Here is a 17,612-nt window from a genome sequence, read left to right as displayed (position 1 = left end):
TTCGATTCGATCAGCTCTTTCGTGGGCTCAAGGTGCCGGCGGAAGCCTTTCGGGTGTGCAGGTTGAAGGTGGCGCCGGCGGTCAGGATGTGCACGGTCAGGCCGAGCAGGCACACCGGTTCGTTCTCCGCCACCTGCGCCATCGACGAGAACTGAAGGCCACCGGCATCGACCACCGTGACCGCGCCGGAGCCTTCCACTTCCAGCGTGTTGTCCGGCGCGATGAAGGCGGCGGTGTCCTCGTCCAGGCCGATGCCGACCGCGAACGGGTTGTAGGCCATCGCCGCGACCAGGCGGCCGAGGCGGTCGCGCTGGCGGAAATGCTGGTCGATGATGAAACGGTTGGTCAGTCCGAGGCCTGGCGCCAGGCGCACGCTGCTCGCTGTTGGCGACGAACCTTCCTGGCCGAAGGCGATCATGTGCTCGCTGAGAATGCCGGCGCCGGCGCTGGTTCCGCCCACGGTCATGCCCTGGGCGTTGCGCACGCGGATCAGCTTGGCCACCGGCGTGCCGCCGATCGTGGTCGACAGCCGCAGCTGGTTGCCGCCCGTGAAGAACACGCCGGTCGCCCGCTCGATGCGCTTGAGGCGGTTTTCCTCCTCGCAGTCGCGACGGGTATCGAAGTCCAGGATCTCCACGTCGCGCGCGCCCAGCTGGCGAAACAACCGGTCGTACTGCGTGCCGGTTTCGACCAGTCGGCTGGCCGTGGGAATCACCACGATGTCGGCATCGCTGCCGCCGCACACATCCAGGAATCGTTTGAGGACTTTCGGATTGGCTTCCTTGTCTTCAGCACCGCCGATGGGAACGATCCATCCGCGCTGCTGCCCCTCAGCTACCTTGCTCGGCATCCACTGCTCCATTCATTACATGTCATTGTCGAACCGGCGGGGCCGGTTCCGGGTGTCCTTTGTTCACCCTGAATCGTGCTCGAACATACCACGACGAACCACCTGTCCGTCACGCAGGTGCAACAGCCCGCCGATGATCACGTCGCAGGCATGGCCGGCCTCATCCAGCACGACCAGATCGGCGTCCGCACCAGCCTCGATCCGGCCCTTGCCGCCAAGGCGCAGCAGGTCGGCAGCGTTGCGGGTATAGGCCGGCAGCACGTCAGCGAGGGCCACGCCGCGCGCCAGCAGGGCACGCAGGCTTTCCAGCAGCGCGCCGGACTCGCCGACGCCCATGCCGGTGACCCGGCCTTCGGCGTCGAAACAGGGCAGGCAGCCGCCGGCATCGGAGCTGATCGTGACCCGGTTCGGTGGCGCGCCGCTGTCCAGGTAGCGCATCAGCGCATCCTCGGCCGACCACGCGTCTTCGCCGTCCTCGACCGGGAACGCGGTGATGTCGACATGACAGCCACGGCGGGCCAGGTCGATGGCTTCGGCGAACAGCGCCTTGCGCCGGTTGACGTGGGTGGGATTGAACACCCGCGCCGGCAATTCGGTTTCGTCCAATGCGCGACGTACCAGCTCCAGGCCGCGTGGACCATCGCCCAGGTGCAGGTGCAGGATGCCGGCCTTGCCGGTCATCAGCCCGGCGACATGGCATTCCGAGGCGATGCGCAGCAGCTCGTCCAGGGTCGGCTGACTGGAGCGGTGATCGCTGATCGCCAGTTCGCCGACGCCGAGCAGGCAATCGATGAACACCAGATCGCTGCGCACCGCGCCGGTCAGCGTGACCGGTGGCAGGTGGTAGCCGCCCGCGTAGGCGAAGGCGTTGAGTCCTTCCTCGCGCAAGGCGTTGACGGTTGCCACCAGCTCGCGAGGTCCACGCGAAACATCATCGGTGCCCAGCAGGCCGACCACGGTAGTCACGCCGGCCCGGGTGTAGCGCGACAGCTTCGGCGCCGGCACGCGGCTGGCGAAGCCGGCCTCACCGCCACCGCCGGTGACATGGACGTGCCCGTCGATCAGGCCGGGAATCAGCCGGCGACCGCCCAGGTCCAGCGTGTCCACGTCCAGCACCGGTGGCAGTTCCAGATCGGTGCTGCCCATCCAGATGATGCGACCACCGGCCAGCAACAGATGCTGGCGACCCAGCGGCTCGGGGGCGAAAACGTCGGCGTTGCGGATCAGGATCGGTTTCATCGCGGCAGCGTGGCGAGCGCGCGCGGCGCCGTCAAGCATCCGCGCACCCGCACGCTCAGGATATGCCGCGGCTTATTCGATGACCACCGATACGACCCTGTAAGCCAGCTCACGCTGATCCGACGAATCGCCGGCTGCGGCCGGCTGCCACACCCGTTCCGCGTGGATGCGCAGATCGCTGTCGCGGCCGCTGCGTCCATCAACCGGCAGGTTGATCGTGGTGACGTCGCCTGGCGACAAGGTGTAGTCGTGCGACTGCTTGTCCAGTTCGAAGCGCAGCGTCTGGTTGCCCGCCAGTTGCGGCGGCGCCCACAGTTGCAACCGGAGCGAACGGGCAGGGCGCGTGGGCACCAGTCGTGTGGCGAGCGCGGCGCCGGCCCAGCCGTCGGGCCACAGGCCGGTGCAGCCGTCGGGCTGGCTGACGAAGCCTTGGATGTCCAGGCGCTGGCCGCGGCGGGCTTCGTCAAGGGCAGCTTCCAGCTCGCTCAGCTGTGCGCCGAAGCGCAGCTCGCGATCGTAGAGATAACGGAGTTGTCCGCGCAGGCGGGCGAAGCGGTTGCGCAGTTCGCGCAGGTCTGCGTCGTCGAGCGTCCGTCCGGCCTGCCAGCCATCGGGCATCAGCGGCGGGACGTAAACGGTGGCGTGCGGTGGCGCGGTCTGCGTGGCCGGCCGCTCGCGCGTATACAGATAGATGGCGAATGACTTGCGCGACAGGTTCGGCGTGTTTTCCGGCAGATGGATGGTCGGAAAACCGTGCCAGGAGTGCTCGCTGGTCTCGAAGATCACGCACTGGTTGAACAGCGGCGGCACCTGGACTTTTCCTTCCGCGCGGTCGCTCCACGGGTCGGCATGCAGCTCCAGCTGACCGCCCCATTCGGCTTGCCAGTCGGGATTGAGGTAGATGATCAGGTTCAGGCGACGGTGCCAACGCGTGCGCGGGTGGTAGTTGAAGTCGACATGCACATCCAGGCCCTGACCATCGACGTTTTCGTGGGTGCCGCCGCCAAGGTAGTCGGGGTCATAGAGCAGGTCGGGAATGCCGGTGATCCGGGACACCAGCGACAGAAATTCCTCGCGCTGGATGAGGGCATCCAGTTGCCGATAGCTGTCGGAAATGTCGCGCACGTCCATGCGCACCGCCTTGCCACCCACCTCGCCCATCTCGTTGAGCGCATGCCGCTTCTCGAAGTCGGGGAAATCCGCGAGCAGCGACTGGCAGAAGGCCTCGTCAAGAAAGTCGGGAATGACAACATGCGGGAAGGGACTGGCCGACGCGAAGTGCTGGGCGAGGGCGTCCACACGGTCGGACAGGGAGGCGGCCAGGACAGACATGAAAGCTCCGCAAGGGGCAACGAATCAGGGGCGACGATTGTAGCCGCGGGGCGGCGCTTCAGCCGGTCAAATGCGAAATAGTGACGTTGCGCGAGGTTATGGCGCCCTGGTGTACTTGCTCGGCGCTCCTGTGGCGTGTGGGCGCGGGCACCTCCTGTATCCTCGACGCCACATTCATCGCGATGGAAACGACGTGACCCAGGAACAGACGATCGCCAGTCACATCCAGATGCATGGTTGGCATTGCCTCCATGTCGCCGCATCCAGCGACGACGAAGATCCGTTCAGTTGCTCCATCGGGTTCTGGGCCACCTTCGGAGCGCCCGAAGTGCTGGTGTTCGGTCTGCCCGAAGCGCACGCGCATGCCGTGCTGATGGCCTGCCACCAGCGCCTGCAAAACGGCGGAACATTGCAGTCCGGCGTCAAGGACGACAGCATTCTCACCGGCGGTTATCCGGTCGTGTTCAAGCCGTTGCGCGCCGACCAGTATGACGAGTACCTGGGCACCGCCATGCGCCACTACGACGACCAGCCGTTCCCGGCACTGGTGATGTTCCTCCCCGATCGCGAGTACCGCTTCGCCTGGGATGCCGGCTACGAAGGGCCGGCGGCGCGTGAGGCCGTGCGCATTGTCGAATCCGTGGATCCGCACGGCGCAGACTGATGGCCGGGACGCGGGGCACGCCATGACGCGCGAGGCATCTCCGGTCGGCGAGGATGCAAACACCGACACCACGCCAGAATCCGACGCGGACGCCCCGGCGCGAACGATCATCGGCTTTCTGCGCAGCATCGGGATCGTGGTCCGCGAAGGCGACGTATCGGACGATGCCTTCCTGCCGGGGCTGCGCATCGAAACGGGCGAGCTAGTAGTCGACCTGGCGAAACTGCGCTGGCCGGGGGACCTGCTGCACGAGGCCGGACATGTCGCGGTCACCCCGGCGAACGAGCGCGCTCGCCTCACTGACGATGTGGACGGCCAGGTCGCGGCGGCACACGCCGGCGAGGTCGAAGCGACCGCGTGGGCCTACGCGGCGACGGTGGCATTGGGTCTGTCGCCGTCAGTGCTGTTCCATGCCGGTGGCTACCGCGGCAAGTCGCAGGCGCTGATCCTGACCTATTCGATGGGCGTGTATCCTGGCGCCCACGGCCTCGCGCAGGCGGGCATGACCCGCGTTGGCGAGGCGGCGCGGCAAGAGGGTGTCGAGCCCTATCCACACATGATCAAGTGGCTGCGTGGAGATTGATGGGCGGTGACCGGCGGCGGATGCCGGATGCGATGGCTGCCGGCGCGCCATCCATGGCCGGTGGAGCAGGTCCCGGTCGTTTGGCGCCGTCCCCGGCGGCAGACCACGCCGTCACTGCCTGGCCGCCGGCGTGGTGCGCCCCGCCTCAGCGGCGGTAGATGACCACGTAGCCGGATCCCAGTGTCGAAAGCAGCGCGTTGCGCATGGGCGCTCCGATGGCCATGCGGTCGCCATCGATAGCCAGGCCGTCGCCGAAATAGTCACCGGCGAAATCGGGGTTGTAGGCGAAGAATCCGGTCTCCTCCCAGCGCACGGTGACCAGGTCCGGATCGACCAGTGCATCGACGAGTTCGGGACGGCCGCGTACATCCATGGCCCAGGTACTGACCACGCCTTCCATGAGCGCCGGCTCGTCGGGCAGGCTGAAGTGGAAGACCGGTCCGCGGTCGTCCAGCTCGACCTCGTTGACGAACTGCGGGCCCGGGCCGAACGGCATCTGGTCGCGGCAGAGGATGCCGATCTCGCGCAGGTTCTCGCTGCCGGGCAGACGCTGCAGCAGGCGGACCTCGGTGCGCCAGATGTCTGTGGCGCAGGGTGAGTCCGGGTCGTCACCGAACATCTGCATGGTGGTTACCACCAGCGAGTCGTTGATGGCGATGTCGGAGAACGCCGTCTTCATTCCGCGCAGCGGCTTCTTCAGCGCGAGCGGGCCCCAGCCGGCGGAGGTCCGGGCGGCGGTGTACACACCACTTCGCCCGAGTGTGACCAGGGCATCCAGCGGCTCGATGCAGTCGCCGACGCAGCCACGCAGGTCGAGATCGACCTGCGAGCCGAAGCCTTCCGGTTCGTTGCCGGGGCGGATCGGGAACGGGACCTGCGGCGGCAGCACCGGTGTTTCCTCAATGACGAATGCTCCCGCCCAGCGCCAGCTGCGGATACGCCCGTGGCCCTGGGCATAGCCGGACTCGCCGGCGATCACCACGCCATTGCGCATCGCCACCGAACTGCCGAGCAGGCCCGTGGCGCTGCCATCGCGGATACCCGCGATCGCCCAGTGCTGCAGGACGGGGTTCCAGCGCAGGAAGCTGACCCGGCCCGTGTACAGGTCATCACCCGGGGTGGCGTCATAATGGCTCCATCCGACCACCATGCTGTCGCCGTCGATGGTGATCGACGTGCCCGGGCCGACATTGCACAGCGTCTGCACATGGCGGTACTGGTGATCGGTGCCGAGCCGGTACATGAGCACGGCACCCGGCGGGCCACCGGAGCAGTGCCAGAAGGGCACGCCGACGGCGAGCCAGTCCCCCGACAGCGCCACCGTGCGCCCGAAGCCGGCTTAGGCGTTGATCTGCTGTGCTGTCTCGAACGGGGGCAGGATCAGCTGCTGCAGTTGCCAGGGCTGCGCCTGCGCGGTCGCGGCGGCCAGCCCCAGGGTGGCGGCGAGAAGCGGACGGGTGGCCAGGTTCATGGTGTCTCCGGAGTGATGGCTTGTACCGGGACACGGCAAATGGACGCAGCAGGGGCCAGGTGACCAGGGCGCTTCGCCTGCGTCGGGCGGCGCGTTAGGCTAGACGGCATGGACAGTGCGACAGGGAAGGGAGGCGGCGTGCGCAGGCAGTATGGGCCGGAGGTGCCACCGGTACGACGTCGTGAGCTGTTCGCCTGGGCCTGCTACGACTTCGCCAACTCGGGCTACACCACCGTGGTCATCACCGCGGTGTTCAATGCCTACTTCGTCGCCGTGGTCACCGGCAATGCCAGCTGGGGCACGCTGGCCTGGACGTTGGGGCTGTCGCTGTCGTACGCGCTGGTGATCATCGCGGCGCCGGTGCTGGGTGCGTATTCCGACCGCCGCGCCAACAAGCTGCAGCTGCTGTGGATCACCACCATCGGCTGCGTGCTCAGCACGGCGGCGCTGGCGCTGTGCGGGCCGGGCGATGTCTGGCTCGCCCTTGTGCTGATCGTGGTGTCCAATCTCGCCTACAGCCTGGGTGAAAGCCTCATCGCCGCCTTCCTGCCAGAGTTGGCCGCCGACGAGTCGATGGGTCGCCTGTCGGGTTTCGGCTGGGCATTCGGCTATGTCGGCGGACTGCTGGTGCTGGGCATCTGCCTGGTGTGGATCCTCGGTGCACCCGGCCGCGGCGTGACCGATGACGTGGCCATACGCCAGACCATGCTGATCACCGCCATCGCCTTCGCAGTGTCGGCAGTACCGACGCTGACCCTGCTGCGCGAACGCTCGCAGCCCACCGGGCAGGCCACCGCCGGCATGGTTGCCACCGCGCTGGCCGGTCTGAAAAGTTCCATCGCCAGCAGCCGCGACCTGCCGGACCTGCGCCGCTTCCTGATCTGCATCGTCTGGTACCAGTCCGGCGTGGCGACGGTGATCACCCTGGCGGCGGTATTCACCACCCAGGCGCTGGGTTTCAGCACCCAGGAAAGTATCGTCCTGGTGCTGGTGGTGAACGTCACCGCCGCCGTCGGCGCCTTCGTGTTCGGACTGGTGCAGGACCGCCTTGGCCACCGCCGCACGCTGGCCATCACGCTCGTCGGCTGGCTGCTGGCGATCCTGCTGTTTTTCCTCTCCGATGCGCGCTGGGTGATCTGGACCGCCGCCAACTTCGCCGGACTGAGCCTGGGCGCCTCGCAGTCGGCGGGTCGCGCACTGGTCGGCTACCTGTGTCCGCCGGAACGCGAAGGCGAAATCTTCGGCCTGTGGGGCCTGGCGGTGCGCGTGGCGATGATCCTGGGGCCGCTGAGCTACGGCTTCGTCAACTGGTTCAGCGGCGGCAACCACCGCATCGCCTTGCAGGTCACCGCGCTGTTCTTCGTCGTCGGACTGGTGCAACTGTTCCGCGTCGATGTCGTGCGCGGCCATGCCCTGGCGCGGCAACCGGCTGGCGGAGGCGCGGACAGGTTCGCCCCTCTGCCGCTCGGCAATATGGCCGAAAATGTTGCTCAAACCACGCCCGGCCAAGCCCGGACGTGACCAATTGTTGGCCAGTCACGTTGGAAGAAAAGCCGCTGGAATCAGCGGTTCGAGTTTTTCCTGATCTGGTCGGCCGGCAGGAATCGAACCCGCGTCCGTGCATGAGATTCGCTCGAAAGGCATTTTCCCGAGGTCGCACCTCTGTCAAATGGCCGTTGGAACGACATCGCCCGGATCGGGTGGTCAAGTTGACTTGCCTGGCTCGGCGCGGCCGCTGGTCGGGCAACCCGCGCCAAACGACCGTTGAAAGTACGCGATACCGGCGTTCCGGCAAGTTGATAAGTCCTGCTGGCTGCTGCGAAAAGCGGGGGTTGACAGGTCAGAGTCAGCGGACGATCAAGCGGTTTTCCCCGCGGATCGGTCACCGAGATGGCCGTTCAAATTCGTATGCTTCTCTGGTCCGGTTCGATTCCGGGATCCGGGAATCGAACCCACGTCCGTCCCCCCGACCAGGAGCACACCCATTCACACCCACTCCGGGGTAAGGCAGCCCGGGGTGCGGGGAATCGCACCTTCTATCGCCGCATTATATGCGGTGAATAACTTGCGCATGCGGAGAATGAAGCCCATAATCTCCGCATGAACAGCGGCGATTACAAGTACATCTGGCAGGCCAGTGACTGGCCGGACTGGCGCTTCGACCTGGCGGCGCTCGCTGGCCCTATGGCGGATGTGAGTCGTGCTCAAGGGCTCTTGCTGGGGCGTCTGGCCGACGTGGGCATGGCGCTGCGCGATCAGGCCAGCCTGGCGGCGCTCACCGAAGACGTGGTCAAGACCAGCGAGATCGAAGGCGAGCAGCTCAACGTCGAATCCGTGCGCTCGTCCATCGCGCGCCGGCTCGGCGTGGACATCGGGGCGTTGGCTCCAGTCGATCGTCATGTCGAAGGCGTGGTGGAGATGGTGCTCGACGCCACGGTCAACTGCGCGGCGCCAGTGACCCGCGAGCGGTTGTTTGGCTGGCACGCGGCGCTCTTTCCCACCGGTTACTCCGGCCTTTCCAAAATCAAGGTCGGCAGTTGGCGCGACGATGCCAGTGGCCCCATGCAGGTGGTCTCCGGTCCCATCGGCCGCCAGCGCGTGCATTTCGAGGCGCCGCCCGCCGATCGACTGGAGACCGAGACAGGTCGTTTCCTCGAATGGGTCAATGCGGACTCGGGTGAGCCACCGCTCGTCAAGGCGGGGCTTGCCCATCTGTGGTTCGTGACCTTGCACCCGTTCGACGACGGCAACGGCCGTATCGCCCGGGCCATCGGCGACCTGCTGTTGGCGCGCGCCGACGGCAGCCCGCAGCGCTTCTACAGCCTGTCGGCGCAGATCCAGCGGGAGCGCAAGGCCTACTACGATATTCTGGAGCGCACCCAGAAGCGGTCCATGGACGTCACCGAGTGGCTGGCCTGGTTCCTCGACACCCTGCATCGCGCCGTCGATCAGGCGCAGCACACCCTCGACTCTGTATTGGCCAAGGCGCGGTTCTGGCAGCGCTGGGCAGCCACACCTTTGAACGAGCGACAGGTGAAATTGCTCAACCGGCTACTCGATGGCTTCGAGGGCAAGCTCACCAGCAGCAAGTGGGCGGCGATCGCCAAGTGCTCGCCAGACACGGCGCTGCGTGACATCAACGACCTGCTCGCGCGCGGCGTGCTGCGGAAATCGGATGCAGGCGGGCGCAGTACAAGCTATGTGTTGGACGATGCTCCAACGGGGGGGGGGCGCGCATGAAGAAAGACGCAGACGGTAATCCCCCCGGAACTAGGGGCGCTCAAAAGTAGAGTTAAGCGGCCATGGCCAGCCGCTGTTTGGGGTTGAGTCCGTCCCGTCTCGCATCCGGCGCCAGGAACCGCCTGAAGGCCGTTTTCTTTGGTCGCTCGGCCCTCGGTCGCCCCATCCATGCAGTGACCAACCACAACCCATCGACCCGAAACCCGCATAAAACCAGGGGGAAGCCTCGCGAACGCTCGCGAGGCCATTAGAGAAAAACCGAGAACAGAGAGGCGAGAAGGGGCGAAAACGAGGCTGTGAGCATACCCACCGCTCGCGAGGCCATGCCCGGAAACCGCGCCAACATTGGCGTTTCAGCCAAAAAAAATCCCAACCGATAAGGGTTGGGATCTTGGTGGCGGAACACGGAACCGAACCCGCGTCCGTTTGCCGAGTTAAGTAGTAACGCCTTGGCCTTGAGGGCGTGGATTCGACGATTTGTCCGCTTCGATTGCTTGCTCAGCTACAAGCAGTGGCGCATGATATCATCATTTTGATCATGTGAGCCGGCTACCAATGGACAAACATAAAACCAATCACAGTCTTTCGGTCGTCCGTCGTGGATGAGGAGCCTTCGGTGACCCAACCCCCGCGCGTCGAGAGCTTGAGCCACGCCCAGCGCGAGCGGCTGGCCTACATCGACTTCCGGCTCTACTTCTTCGGTGAGATTGGTCGCCCAGGGCTGATTGAGCGCTTTGGTGTGGCGCCTGCAGGGGCGACACGCGATTTGGCGCTGTACCGGGAAATCGCGCCGCAGAACATCACCTTTGACGGTAGCAACAAGATCTACCGTATCGGGCAGGCATTCTCCCCGCTGTTCGATCACGCATCGCAGCGCGTGCTGTCCGCGCTGGCTCTGGGCTTCGGCGATGGGGTGAACGGCGCAACGCAGCCGCTGCTGCCGTGCGAGTCACCCACCGCTCTGAGCAATCCCAGGATGGATGTGCTGGCCCCGGTCTGCCGGGCGATCCACGCCAAGCGGCCAATCGCCATCCGCTACCACTCGATGAGCAGCGGTGAGTCCGAGCGCGTCATCGTTCCCTTCGCGCTGGTGGACACCGGCCTGCGCTGGCACGTCCGGGCCTTTGATCGCAAGAGCGGAGAGTTTCGGGACTTCGTCATCACCCGTATCGAAACGCCAACGCTGCTCGACGAGGAGCCACAGGCCAACGAACGTCCGGACAACGACATCCAGTGGACGCGCATCGTCGAGCTGGACTTCGTGCCGCACCCGCGTCTTGAGCGCCCCGAGATCATCAAGATGGACTACGGGATGACCGACGGCTCAATCCGGATGCGCGTCCGTGCCGCCGTCGCGGGCTACATGCTGCTGCGCTGGAGCGTGGACTGCTCGCCCGACCATCGCCTCAAAGAAGAACAGTACCGCCTGTGGCTCAGTGATCCGCTGGCCTTGTATGGCGTCGAAAACGCAAAACTCGCGCCGGGTTATCGACCCCCAGTCGGCGCTTTGAAGAAATAACAACCGACGATCGAATCAGGAACAACAGAATGACAAGCAACGAACAACGCGCCGCGCTACAGCGCAAGATCTGGGATATCGCCAACGACGTGCGCGGTGCCGTCGATGGCTGGGACTTCAAGCAATACGTGCTGGGCACGCTGTTCTATCGCTTCATCAGCGAAAACTTCACCGATTACATCACCGGCGGCGACCCGTCCGTCAATTACGCCGCCATGGCGGACGATGACCCTAACATTGCGGCCGCCAAGGATGACGCCATCAAGACCAAGGGCTATTTCATCTACCCCAGCCAGCTCTTCGCCAACGTCGCCGCCAAGGCCAACACCAACGAAAGCCTGAACACGGACCTGGCCAACATCTTCAAGGCCATCGAAGCGTCGGCCAGCGGCTACCCCTCCGAGCATGACATCAAAGGCCTGTTTGCGGATTTCGACACCACCAGCAACCGCCTGGGCAATACCGTCAAAGACAAGAATGAGCGCTTGGCCAAGGTGCTCAAACGTGTGGCGGAACTGGATTTCGGCGGCTTCGACGCCAGCCATATCGACCTGTTCGGCGACGCCTACGAGTTCCTGATTTCCAACTACGCGGCCAATGCGGGGAAATCCGGCGGCGAGTTCTTCACCCCGCAGCAGGTCTCCAAGCTGATTGCCCGGTTGGCGATGCATGGGCAATCCAGCATCAACAAGATCTACGACCCGGCCTGCGGTTCGGGCTCGTTGCTGCTGCAAGCCAAGAGGCAGTTTGACGACCACATCATCGAAGACGGCTTCTTTGGGCAGGAAATCAACCACACCACGTACAACCTGGCGCGGATGAACATGTTCCTGCACAACATCAACTACGACAAATTCAACATCCAGCTCGGCAATACCCTGACCGAACCGTACTTTGGCGACGAAAAGCCCTTCGACGCCATCGTCTCCAACCCGCCGTATTCGGTGAAGTGGATCGGCAGCGACGACCCGACACTGATCAACGACGAACGCTTCGCGCCGGCCGGTGTGCTTGCGCCCAAGTCCAAGGCCGACTTTGCCTTTGTGCTGCACGCGCTCAGCTACCTCTCCAGCAAGGGCCGCGCTGCGATCGTCTGCTTCCCCGGCATCTTTTACCGGGGCGGTGCCGAGCAGAAAATCCGCCAGTATCTGGTGGATAACAACTACGTCGAAACCGTGATATCGCTGGCGCCCAACCTGTTCTACGGCACCACCATCGCGGTGAACATCCTGGTGCTGTCCAAGCACAAGACCGATACCACCATCCAGTTCATCGACGCCAGCGACTTGTTCAAGAAGGGCACTAATAACAACCTGCTGATGGATGCGCACATCGACCAGATCATGGCTGTGTTCGACAGCAAGGCCAACGTCGATCATTTCGCCAGATCCGTGCCGTTCGAGCAGGTGGCGGCTAACGACTACAACCTGTCGGTCAGTAGCTACGTGGAAGCCAAGGACAACCGCGAAGTGGTGGACATCGCCCAGCTCAATGCCGAACTGAAAAACACCGTTGCCCGGATCGACCAGTTGCGCAAGGACATTGATGCCATCGTTGCGGAGATCGAGGGCGAGGAGTCGAAGGTATGAGCGGCAAGAACTTCTTGGAAAAGCTGTTAGATGGTGCTGAAGTTGAATGGCTGCCATTAGGGGAATTGGCCCAGATCTATGGCGGCCTTACCGGAAAGAGTAAATCTGACTTCGAAGGCGGAAACGCTAAATATGTAACTTACAAAAATATCTTCGCAAACAAAAGTGTTGACTTCTCTGCCATCGAGTGCGTCAAAGTGTCTGATTCAGAAAGGCAGAATGAGGTTAGGTATGGCGATGTTCTTTTTACCGGATCATCCGAGACCGCGGATGAAGTCGGGATGTCATCAGCCGTCACGACGGACGTTGCAGGCGCTGTTTTCTTAAATAGCTTTTCATTTGGAGTTCGATTTAAAAAGGATATTCCGATAACTCCTGGGTTTTCAAAGCATCTTTTTCGCAGCAGCTTCATGAGGTCTGAAATTGCCAAGATGGCAAGTGGTGTCACCCGCTTTAATGTATCTAAGGATCGTTTCAGAAAAATCCTCGTACCTATCCTTTGTCCAGACAACCCCCAAAAATCGCTTGAAATCCAGGCCGAAATCGTTCGCATACTGGACAGCTTCACCGAGCTGACCGCCGAGCTGACCGCCGAGCTGACCGCCCGCAGAAAACAATACAACTACTATCGCGATCAGTTGTTGAGTTTTGAAGACGACGAAGTGGAGTGGAAAACGCTGGGAGACGTTGCGGAAGTTCGCAGCGGCTGGGGCTTTCCCAACGCCTATCAGGGCCATGACGGAGGCCCGTACCCGTTCTACAAGGTCAGCGACATGAACATCGTTGGGAATGAAACAACGATGCAGAAGGCCAACAATTATGTTGATGCAGAGACGATCCGGAAACTCGGGGTAAAGCCGGCACCTGTGGGGACAGTTATATTTCCAAAAATCGGCGCTGCCGTGGCGACGAACAAAAAGCGTCTTCTTTCCGTGCCATCCGCATACGACAACAACGTGATGGGCGTGATCCCGGGAAGCGAAATAATCGACCGGTTCCTTTTCTATTGGATACAAACGTTCGATCTGAGGTCGGTGGCAAATGATTCTGGTGCTGTACCATCGATCAGAAAAAGCGAGATGGAAGGCGTGCTTATTCCCATCCCCCCACTTGCCGAACAAGCCCGCATCGTCGCCATCCTCGACAAATTCGACGCCCTGACCAACTCCATCACCGAAGGCTTGCCCCGCGAAATCGAGTTGCGCCAGAAGCAATACGCGTATTACCGCGACTTGCTGTTCAACTTTCCCAAAGCTGAAACCGCTTCCGCCGCCAGTGCGTAAAGGGATACGGCCATGCCAAGATACCAGCTCACATTGCGCGACCAAACCACGGAATTCCTGCTCTACACCGCCCCGAATGGCGCGATCAAGGTCGAGGTTCTGCTTGCCGACGAGACCCTTTGGCTGACCCATAAGCGCATGGCGGAGTTGTTTGGCGTGGGTGTGCCTGCCGTCTCCAAGCACCTGAAAAACATCTTTGAAAGTAATGAGCTAAACCCGGATTTAGTTATTTCCATTTTGAAAACAACTGCCGAAGACGGCAAAAAGTACCAGACCCAGTACTACAACCTCGATGCGGTCATCTCGGTGGGCTGCCGCGTCAATTCGGCGCAGGCTACACAGTTTCGTATCTGGGCCACCCAGCTGATCAAGGAATACATCATCAAGGGCTTTGCCATGGATGATGAGCGGCTGAAAAATGGCCGTTACTTTGGCAAGGACTATTTCCGTGAACTGCTGGAGCGGGTGCGCTCGATACGTGCCAGCGAGTGGCGGATTTATCAACAAATCACCGACATTTTTGCCGAATGCAGTATCGCATCGAATTCGATTTCGATCGCACCGTGAAAAAGCTGCTGAAAAGGAAGGGTGCCGAAGAATGAGTGACTACAAGACCATCGCCGAGTCCCGGAATTTCATTGTTCTGGATAGGTATGAGCCGGAATGGAAAGTTGCCGAGAACTACCAGAGCGAAAGCGACCTGGAACGGGAGCTGATCCAGGATCTGGTCAATCAGGGCTACGAGTTTGCTTCGTTCATCAAGTCGCCCCTCGATTTGCTGGCCAACGTGCGCGTGCAGCTGCAGGCACTCAACGCCGTTCAGTTCACCGAGGGCGAATGGATGCGCTTTGTGGAAACCTGGCTGGACAAGCCCAGCGAGGGCATCGTTGAAAAGACCCGCAAGGTTCACGACGACTACATCCACGACTTTATCTTTGACGATGGGCGCATCCAGAACATTTACCTGCTGGACAAGAAGAACATCGCCCGCAACAAGGTGCAGGTGATCAAGCAGTTCGAGCAGACGGGCAGTCATGCCAACCGCTATGACGTGACGATTCTGGTCAATGGCCTGCCGCTGGTGCAGGTGGAGCTGAAGAAGCGCGGCGTGGCGATCCGGGAAGCCTTCAACCAGGTGCATCGCTACAGCAAGGAGAGCTTCAACAGCGAACATTCCTTGTTCAGGTATCTGCAGCTGTTCGTGATCTCCAACGGCACCGACACCCGTTACTTTGCCAATACCACGCAGCGCAACAAGAACAGTTTCGACTTCACCATGAACTGGGCGAAGGCGGACAACACGCTGATCAAGGACCTGAAGGACTTCACGGCCACCTTCTTCCAGAAGCACACCTTGCTCAATGTGCTGCTGCATTACTCGGTGTTCGACGTCAGCAACACGCTGCTGGTGATGCGGCCTTACCAGATCGCCGCCACGGAACGCATTCTGTGGAAGATCAAGAGCAGCTATCAGGCCAGGAACTGGAGCAACACGGAAAGCGGTGGCTTCATCTGGCACACCACCGGCAGCGGCAAGACCTTGACCAGCTTCAAGGCAGCGCGCCTGGCCACTGAGCTGGACTTCATCGACAAGGTGTTCTTCGTGGTGGATCGCAAGGATCTGGACTATCAGACCATGAAGGAATACCAGCGTTTTTCACCGGACAGCGTCAACGGCTCGGACAGCACGGCGGGCCTGAAGCGCAACCTGGAGAAGGACGACAACAAGATCGTCGTCACCACCATCCAGAAGCTCAACAACCTGATGAAGAGCGAGGCCGACTTGCCCATCTACGGCAAGCAGGTGGTGTTCATCTTCGATGAGTGCCACCGCAGCCAGTTTGGCGAGGCGCAGAAGAACCTGAAGAAAAAGTTCAAGAGGTTCTACCAGTTTGGTTTCACCGGCACGCCCATTTTCCCGCAGAACGCACTGGGCGCCGAAACCACGGCCAGCGTGTTTGGCCGTGAGCTGCACGCGTACGTGATCACTGATGCGATCCGCGACGAGAAGGTGCTGAAGTTCAAGGTGGACTACAACGATGTGCGCCCGCAATTCAAGGCCATCGAGACCGAACAGGACGAGAAGAAGCTGAGTGCGGCGGAGAACCGGCAAGCCCTGCTGCACCCGGATCGCATCCGCGAGATCACCCAGTACATCCTGAACAACTTCCGGCAGAAGACCCACCGCCTGCAACCGGGCAACAAGGGCTTCAACGCCATGTTCGCCGTCAGCAGCGTGGATGCGGCCAAGCTGTATTACGAGTGCTTCCGGGAGTTGCAGAAGAACAGCGACAAGCCGTTGAAGGTGGCCACCATCTTCTCGTTTGCTGCCAACGAGGAGCAGGATGCGATTGGCGATATCCAGGACGAGAGCTTTGATGTGTCGGCCATGAACAGCAGCGCCAAGGAGTTCCTGAGCGCGGCCATCGCCGACTACAACGCGCTGTTCAAGACCAACTTCAGCGTGGACAGCAATGGCTTCCAGAACTACTACCGCGACCTGGCCAAGCGCGTCAAAGAGCAGGATGTCGATCTGCTGATTGTGGTCGGCATGTTCCTTACCGGTTTTGATGCCCCCACGCTCAACACGCTTTTTGTCGACAAGAACCTGCGCTACCACGGGCTGATGCAGGCCTATTCGCGCACCAACCGCATTTTTGACGCCACCAAGACCTTCGGCAACATCGTCACCTTCCGCGATCTGGAACAGGCGACCATCGATGCCATCACCCTGTTTGGTGACAAGAACACCCGGAACGTGTTGCTGGAGAAAAGCTACAAGGAGTATATGGAAGGCTTCACCGATGCGGCCACCGGTGAGGCGCGCCGGGGCTTCATGGATGTGGTGCGGGAACTGGAAGAGCGCTTCCCCGACCCTGCCGCCATTGAGAAGGAGGCGGACAAGAAGGCCTTCGTCAAACTGTTCGGCGAGTATCTGCGCGTCGAGAACGTGCTGCAGAACTATGACGAATTTGCCAGCTTGAAGGCGTTGCAGAGCGTCGATCTGACGGACCCCGCCGCAGTGGAAGCATTCAAGGCTAAACATTACCTGAGCGATGAAGACCTGACCGCGCTGCAGGCGATCAAGCTCCCGCCAGATCGGAAAATTCAGGACTACCGCTCGACCTACAACGACGTGCGTGACTGGCTACGCCGCCAGAAGGCAGGGGACGAGAAAGATAAATCGACCATCGACTGGGATGACGTGGTCTTCGAGGTGGATCTCTTGAAGTCGCAGGAAATCAACCTCGACTACATCCTGGAACTGATCTTCGAGCACAACAAGAAGACCAAGAGCAAGTCTGAACTGGTGGATGAGGTGCGGCGTGTGATCCGGGCAAGCCTGGGTAACCGCGCCAAGGAAAGCCTGGTGGTGGACTTTATCAATCAGACCGACCTGGACCAGCTTGGCGACAAGACCAGTGTGATCGAGGCTTTCTTCACATTTGCGCAAGCGGAGCAGCAGCGCGAAGCCCAGGAGCTGATCGACAGTGAGAGCCTCAACGCCGAGGCCGCCAGGCGATACATCACCACCTCACTCAAGCGTGAGTACGCCAGCGAAAACGGCACGGAGCTCAACGCGCTTCTGCCCAAGATGAGCCCATTGAACCCGCAATTCCTGACCAAGAAGCAGAGCGTGTTCCAGAAAATCGCCGCCTTTGTCGAGAAGTTCAAGGGCGTGGGTGGAAAGGTTTACTGATCAGTCAGAAATATAGGCGACACTTGTATGCCCGAAGAACGAGCGCGCCAGGTCGGGCCGGAGCTTGATGTCGGACAGTTGCGCATGGACCCGATCGGCCAGCTTCTCGCCACTACGCAGCGGGCTTCGCGCGACCCCGGTT

The 17,612-nt window shown here is 61.9% G+C and carries 14 protein-coding genes and 2 pseudogenes; 9 read left to right on the top strand and 7 right to left on the bottom strand.

The annotated features are described in order from the left end of the window. Positions 1 to 10: 10 nt before the first annotated feature. The 3 genes from EDC25_RS09475 to EDC25_RS09465 form a co-directional block, all read right to left on the bottom strand. Positions 11 to 850, bottom strand: coding sequence for a cyanophycinase (locus EDC25_RS09475; protein ID WP_123521160.1), 840 nt, complete (start codon positions 848 to 850; stop codon positions 11 to 13). A gap of 63 nt (positions 851 to 913) precedes the next feature. Next, positions 914 to 2,089, bottom strand: coding sequence for a beta-aspartyl-peptidase (gene iadA / locus EDC25_RS09470; RefSeq protein WP_123521161.1), 1,176 nt, complete (start codon positions 2,087 to 2,089; stop codon positions 914 to 916). A 72-nt stretch (positions 2,090 to 2,161) separates the two neighbouring features. Beyond that, positions 2,162 to 3,421 (bottom strand): 2OG-Fe(II) oxygenase, encoded by a 1,260-nt coding sequence (locus EDC25_RS09465; protein WP_123521144.1) that lies wholly within the window; start codon positions 3,419 to 3,421, stop codon positions 2,162 to 2,164. A gap of 193 nt (positions 3,422 to 3,614) precedes the next feature. Here EDC25_RS09465 and EDC25_RS09460 point away from each other — a divergent pair, with 193 nt between their 5' ends. Then, positions 3,615 to 4,085, top strand: a complete 471-nt coding sequence (locus EDC25_RS09460) for a DUF4262 domain-containing protein (protein WP_164483927.1) — start codon at positions 3,615 to 3,617, stop codon at positions 4,083 to 4,085. Positions 4,086 to 4,107: 22 nt separating this feature from the next. Then, the gene (locus EDC25_RS09455; RefSeq protein ID WP_123521146.1) at positions 4,108 to 4,668 is read left to right on the top strand and encodes a hypothetical protein; all 561 of its coding nucleotides are present in this window, start codon (positions 4,108 to 4,110) and stop codon (positions 4,666 to 4,668) included. Positions 4,669 to 4,813: 145 nt separating this feature from the next. Here the strand turns inward: EDC25_RS09455 and EDC25_RS09450 are convergent, their stop codons facing one another. After that, positions 4,814 to 5,989 (bottom strand): FG-GAP repeat protein, encoded by a 1,176-nt coding sequence (locus tag EDC25_RS09450; RefSeq protein ID WP_123521147.1) that lies wholly within the window; start codon positions 5,987 to 5,989, stop codon positions 4,814 to 4,816. Positions 5,990 to 6,007: 18 nt separating this feature from the next. Further along, positions 6,008 to 6,139, bottom strand: coding sequence for a hypothetical protein (locus tag EDC25_RS15100; protein WP_276312279.1), 132 nt, complete (start codon positions 6,137 to 6,139; stop codon positions 6,008 to 6,010). A 138-nt stretch (positions 6,140 to 6,277) separates the two neighbouring features. Between EDC25_RS15100 and EDC25_RS09445 the strand changes: the two genes are divergently transcribed. Beyond that, on the top strand, positions 6,278 to 7,660 hold the full coding sequence (locus EDC25_RS09445; RefSeq protein WP_205984883.1) for an MFS transporter: 1,383 nt from the start codon (positions 6,278 to 6,280) through the stop codon (positions 7,658 to 7,660). Positions 7,661 to 7,726: 66 nt separating this feature from the next. Here the strand turns inward: EDC25_RS09445 and EDC25_RS14725 are convergent. Then, positions 7,727 to 7,815 (bottom strand): annotated as a pseudogene (locus EDC25_RS14725). A gap of 424 nt (positions 7,816 to 8,239) precedes the next feature. Between EDC25_RS14725 and EDC25_RS09440 the strand changes: the two are divergent. The 6 genes from EDC25_RS09440 to EDC25_RS09415 all read left to right on the top strand — a co-directional run bounded on the left by EDC25_RS09440 (position 8,240) and on the right by EDC25_RS09415 (position 17,470). Then, complete coding sequence (locus tag EDC25_RS09440) at positions 8,240 to 9,379, top strand: Fic family protein (RefSeq protein WP_123521149.1); 1,140 nt, start codon at positions 8,240 to 8,242, stop codon at positions 9,377 to 9,379. A 616-nt stretch (positions 9,380 to 9,995) separates the two neighbouring features. Then, on the top strand, positions 9,996 to 10,898 hold the full coding sequence (locus EDC25_RS09435; protein ID WP_205984884.1) for a WYL domain-containing protein: 903 nt from the start codon (positions 9,996 to 9,998) through the stop codon (positions 10,896 to 10,898). 29 nt (positions 10,899 to 10,927) lie between these two features. Continuing rightward, positions 10,928 to 12,487 (top strand): type I restriction-modification system subunit M, encoded by a 1,560-nt coding sequence (locus tag EDC25_RS09430; RefSeq protein WP_123521151.1) that lies wholly within the window; start codon positions 10,928 to 10,930, stop codon positions 12,485 to 12,487. Beyond that, entirely contained in the window at positions 12,484 to 13,770 is a 1,287-nt protein-coding gene (locus EDC25_RS09425; protein ID WP_123521152.1) for a restriction endonuclease subunit S, read from the top strand. The genes EDC25_RS09430 and EDC25_RS09425 overlap by 4 nt, the downstream gene beginning before the upstream one ends. 12 nt (positions 13,771 to 13,782) lie before the next feature. After that, entirely contained in the window at positions 13,783 to 14,337 is a 555-nt protein-coding gene (locus EDC25_RS09420) for a virulence RhuM family protein (RefSeq protein ID WP_132577443.1), read from the top strand. Between the two features lie 31 nt (positions 14,338 to 14,368). Then, entirely contained in the window at positions 14,369 to 17,470 is a 3,102-nt protein-coding gene (locus tag EDC25_RS09415) for a type I restriction endonuclease subunit R (protein WP_132577442.1), read from the top strand. On the opposite strand, the pseudogene EDC25_RS09410 reads toward EDC25_RS09415, so the two are convergent. Continuing rightward, positions 17,471 to 17,612, bottom strand: a pseudogene (locus tag EDC25_RS09410) (IS630 family transposase); the annotation flags it as partial. It lies immediately after the preceding gene.

The organism is Pseudofulvimonas gallinarii, assembly GCF_004343305.1.
GTDB lineage: Bacteria > Pseudomonadota > Gammaproteobacteria > Xanthomonadales > UBA2363 > Pseudofulvimonas > Pseudofulvimonas gallinarii.
Note: the sequence above shows the minus strand (reverse complement) of the source record. Positions and strands in the feature narration are given on the sequence as shown.

What these genes read in the sequence shown, in the direction of transcription:
- EDC25_RS09425 (WP_123521152.1), top strand. Translation starts at nt 12,484, where the DNA reads ATGAGCGGCAAGAACTTCTTGGAAAAGCTGTTAGATGGTGCTGAAGTT.
- EDC25_RS09415 (WP_132577442.1), top strand. Translation starts at nt 14,369, where the DNA reads ATGAGTGACTACAAGACCATCGCCGAGTCCCGGAATTTCATTGTTCTG.
- EDC25_RS09465 (WP_123521144.1), bottom strand. Translation starts at nt 3,421, where the DNA reads ATGTCTGTCCTGGCCGCCTCCCTGTCCGACCGTGTGGACGCCCTCGCC.
- EDC25_RS09430 (WP_123521151.1), top strand. Translation starts at nt 10,928, where the DNA reads ATGACAAGCAACGAACAACGCGCCGCGCTACAGCGCAAGATCTGGGAT.
- EDC25_RS09420 (WP_132577443.1), top strand. Translation starts at nt 13,783, where the DNA reads ATGCCAAGATACCAGCTCACATTGCGCGACCAAACCACGGAATTCCTG.
- EDC25_RS09440 (WP_123521149.1), top strand. Translation starts at nt 8,240, where the DNA reads ATGAACAGCGGCGATTACAAGTACATCTGGCAGGCCAGTGACTGGCCG.
- EDC25_RS09455 (WP_123521146.1), top strand. Translation starts at nt 4,108, where the DNA reads ATGACGCGCGAGGCATCTCCGGTCGGCGAGGATGCAAACACCGACACC.
- EDC25_RS15100 (WP_276312279.1), bottom strand. Translation starts at nt 6,139, where the DNA reads ATGAACCTGGCCACCCGTCCGCTTCTCGCCGCCACCCTGGGGCTGGCC.
- iadA (WP_123521161.1), bottom strand. Translation starts at nt 2,089, where the DNA reads ATGAAACCGATCCTGATCCGCAACGCCGACGTTTTCGCCCCCGAGCCG.
- EDC25_RS09475 (WP_123521160.1), bottom strand. Translation starts at nt 850, where the DNA reads ATGCCGAGCAAGGTAGCTGAGGGGCAGCAGCGCGGATGGATCGTTCCC.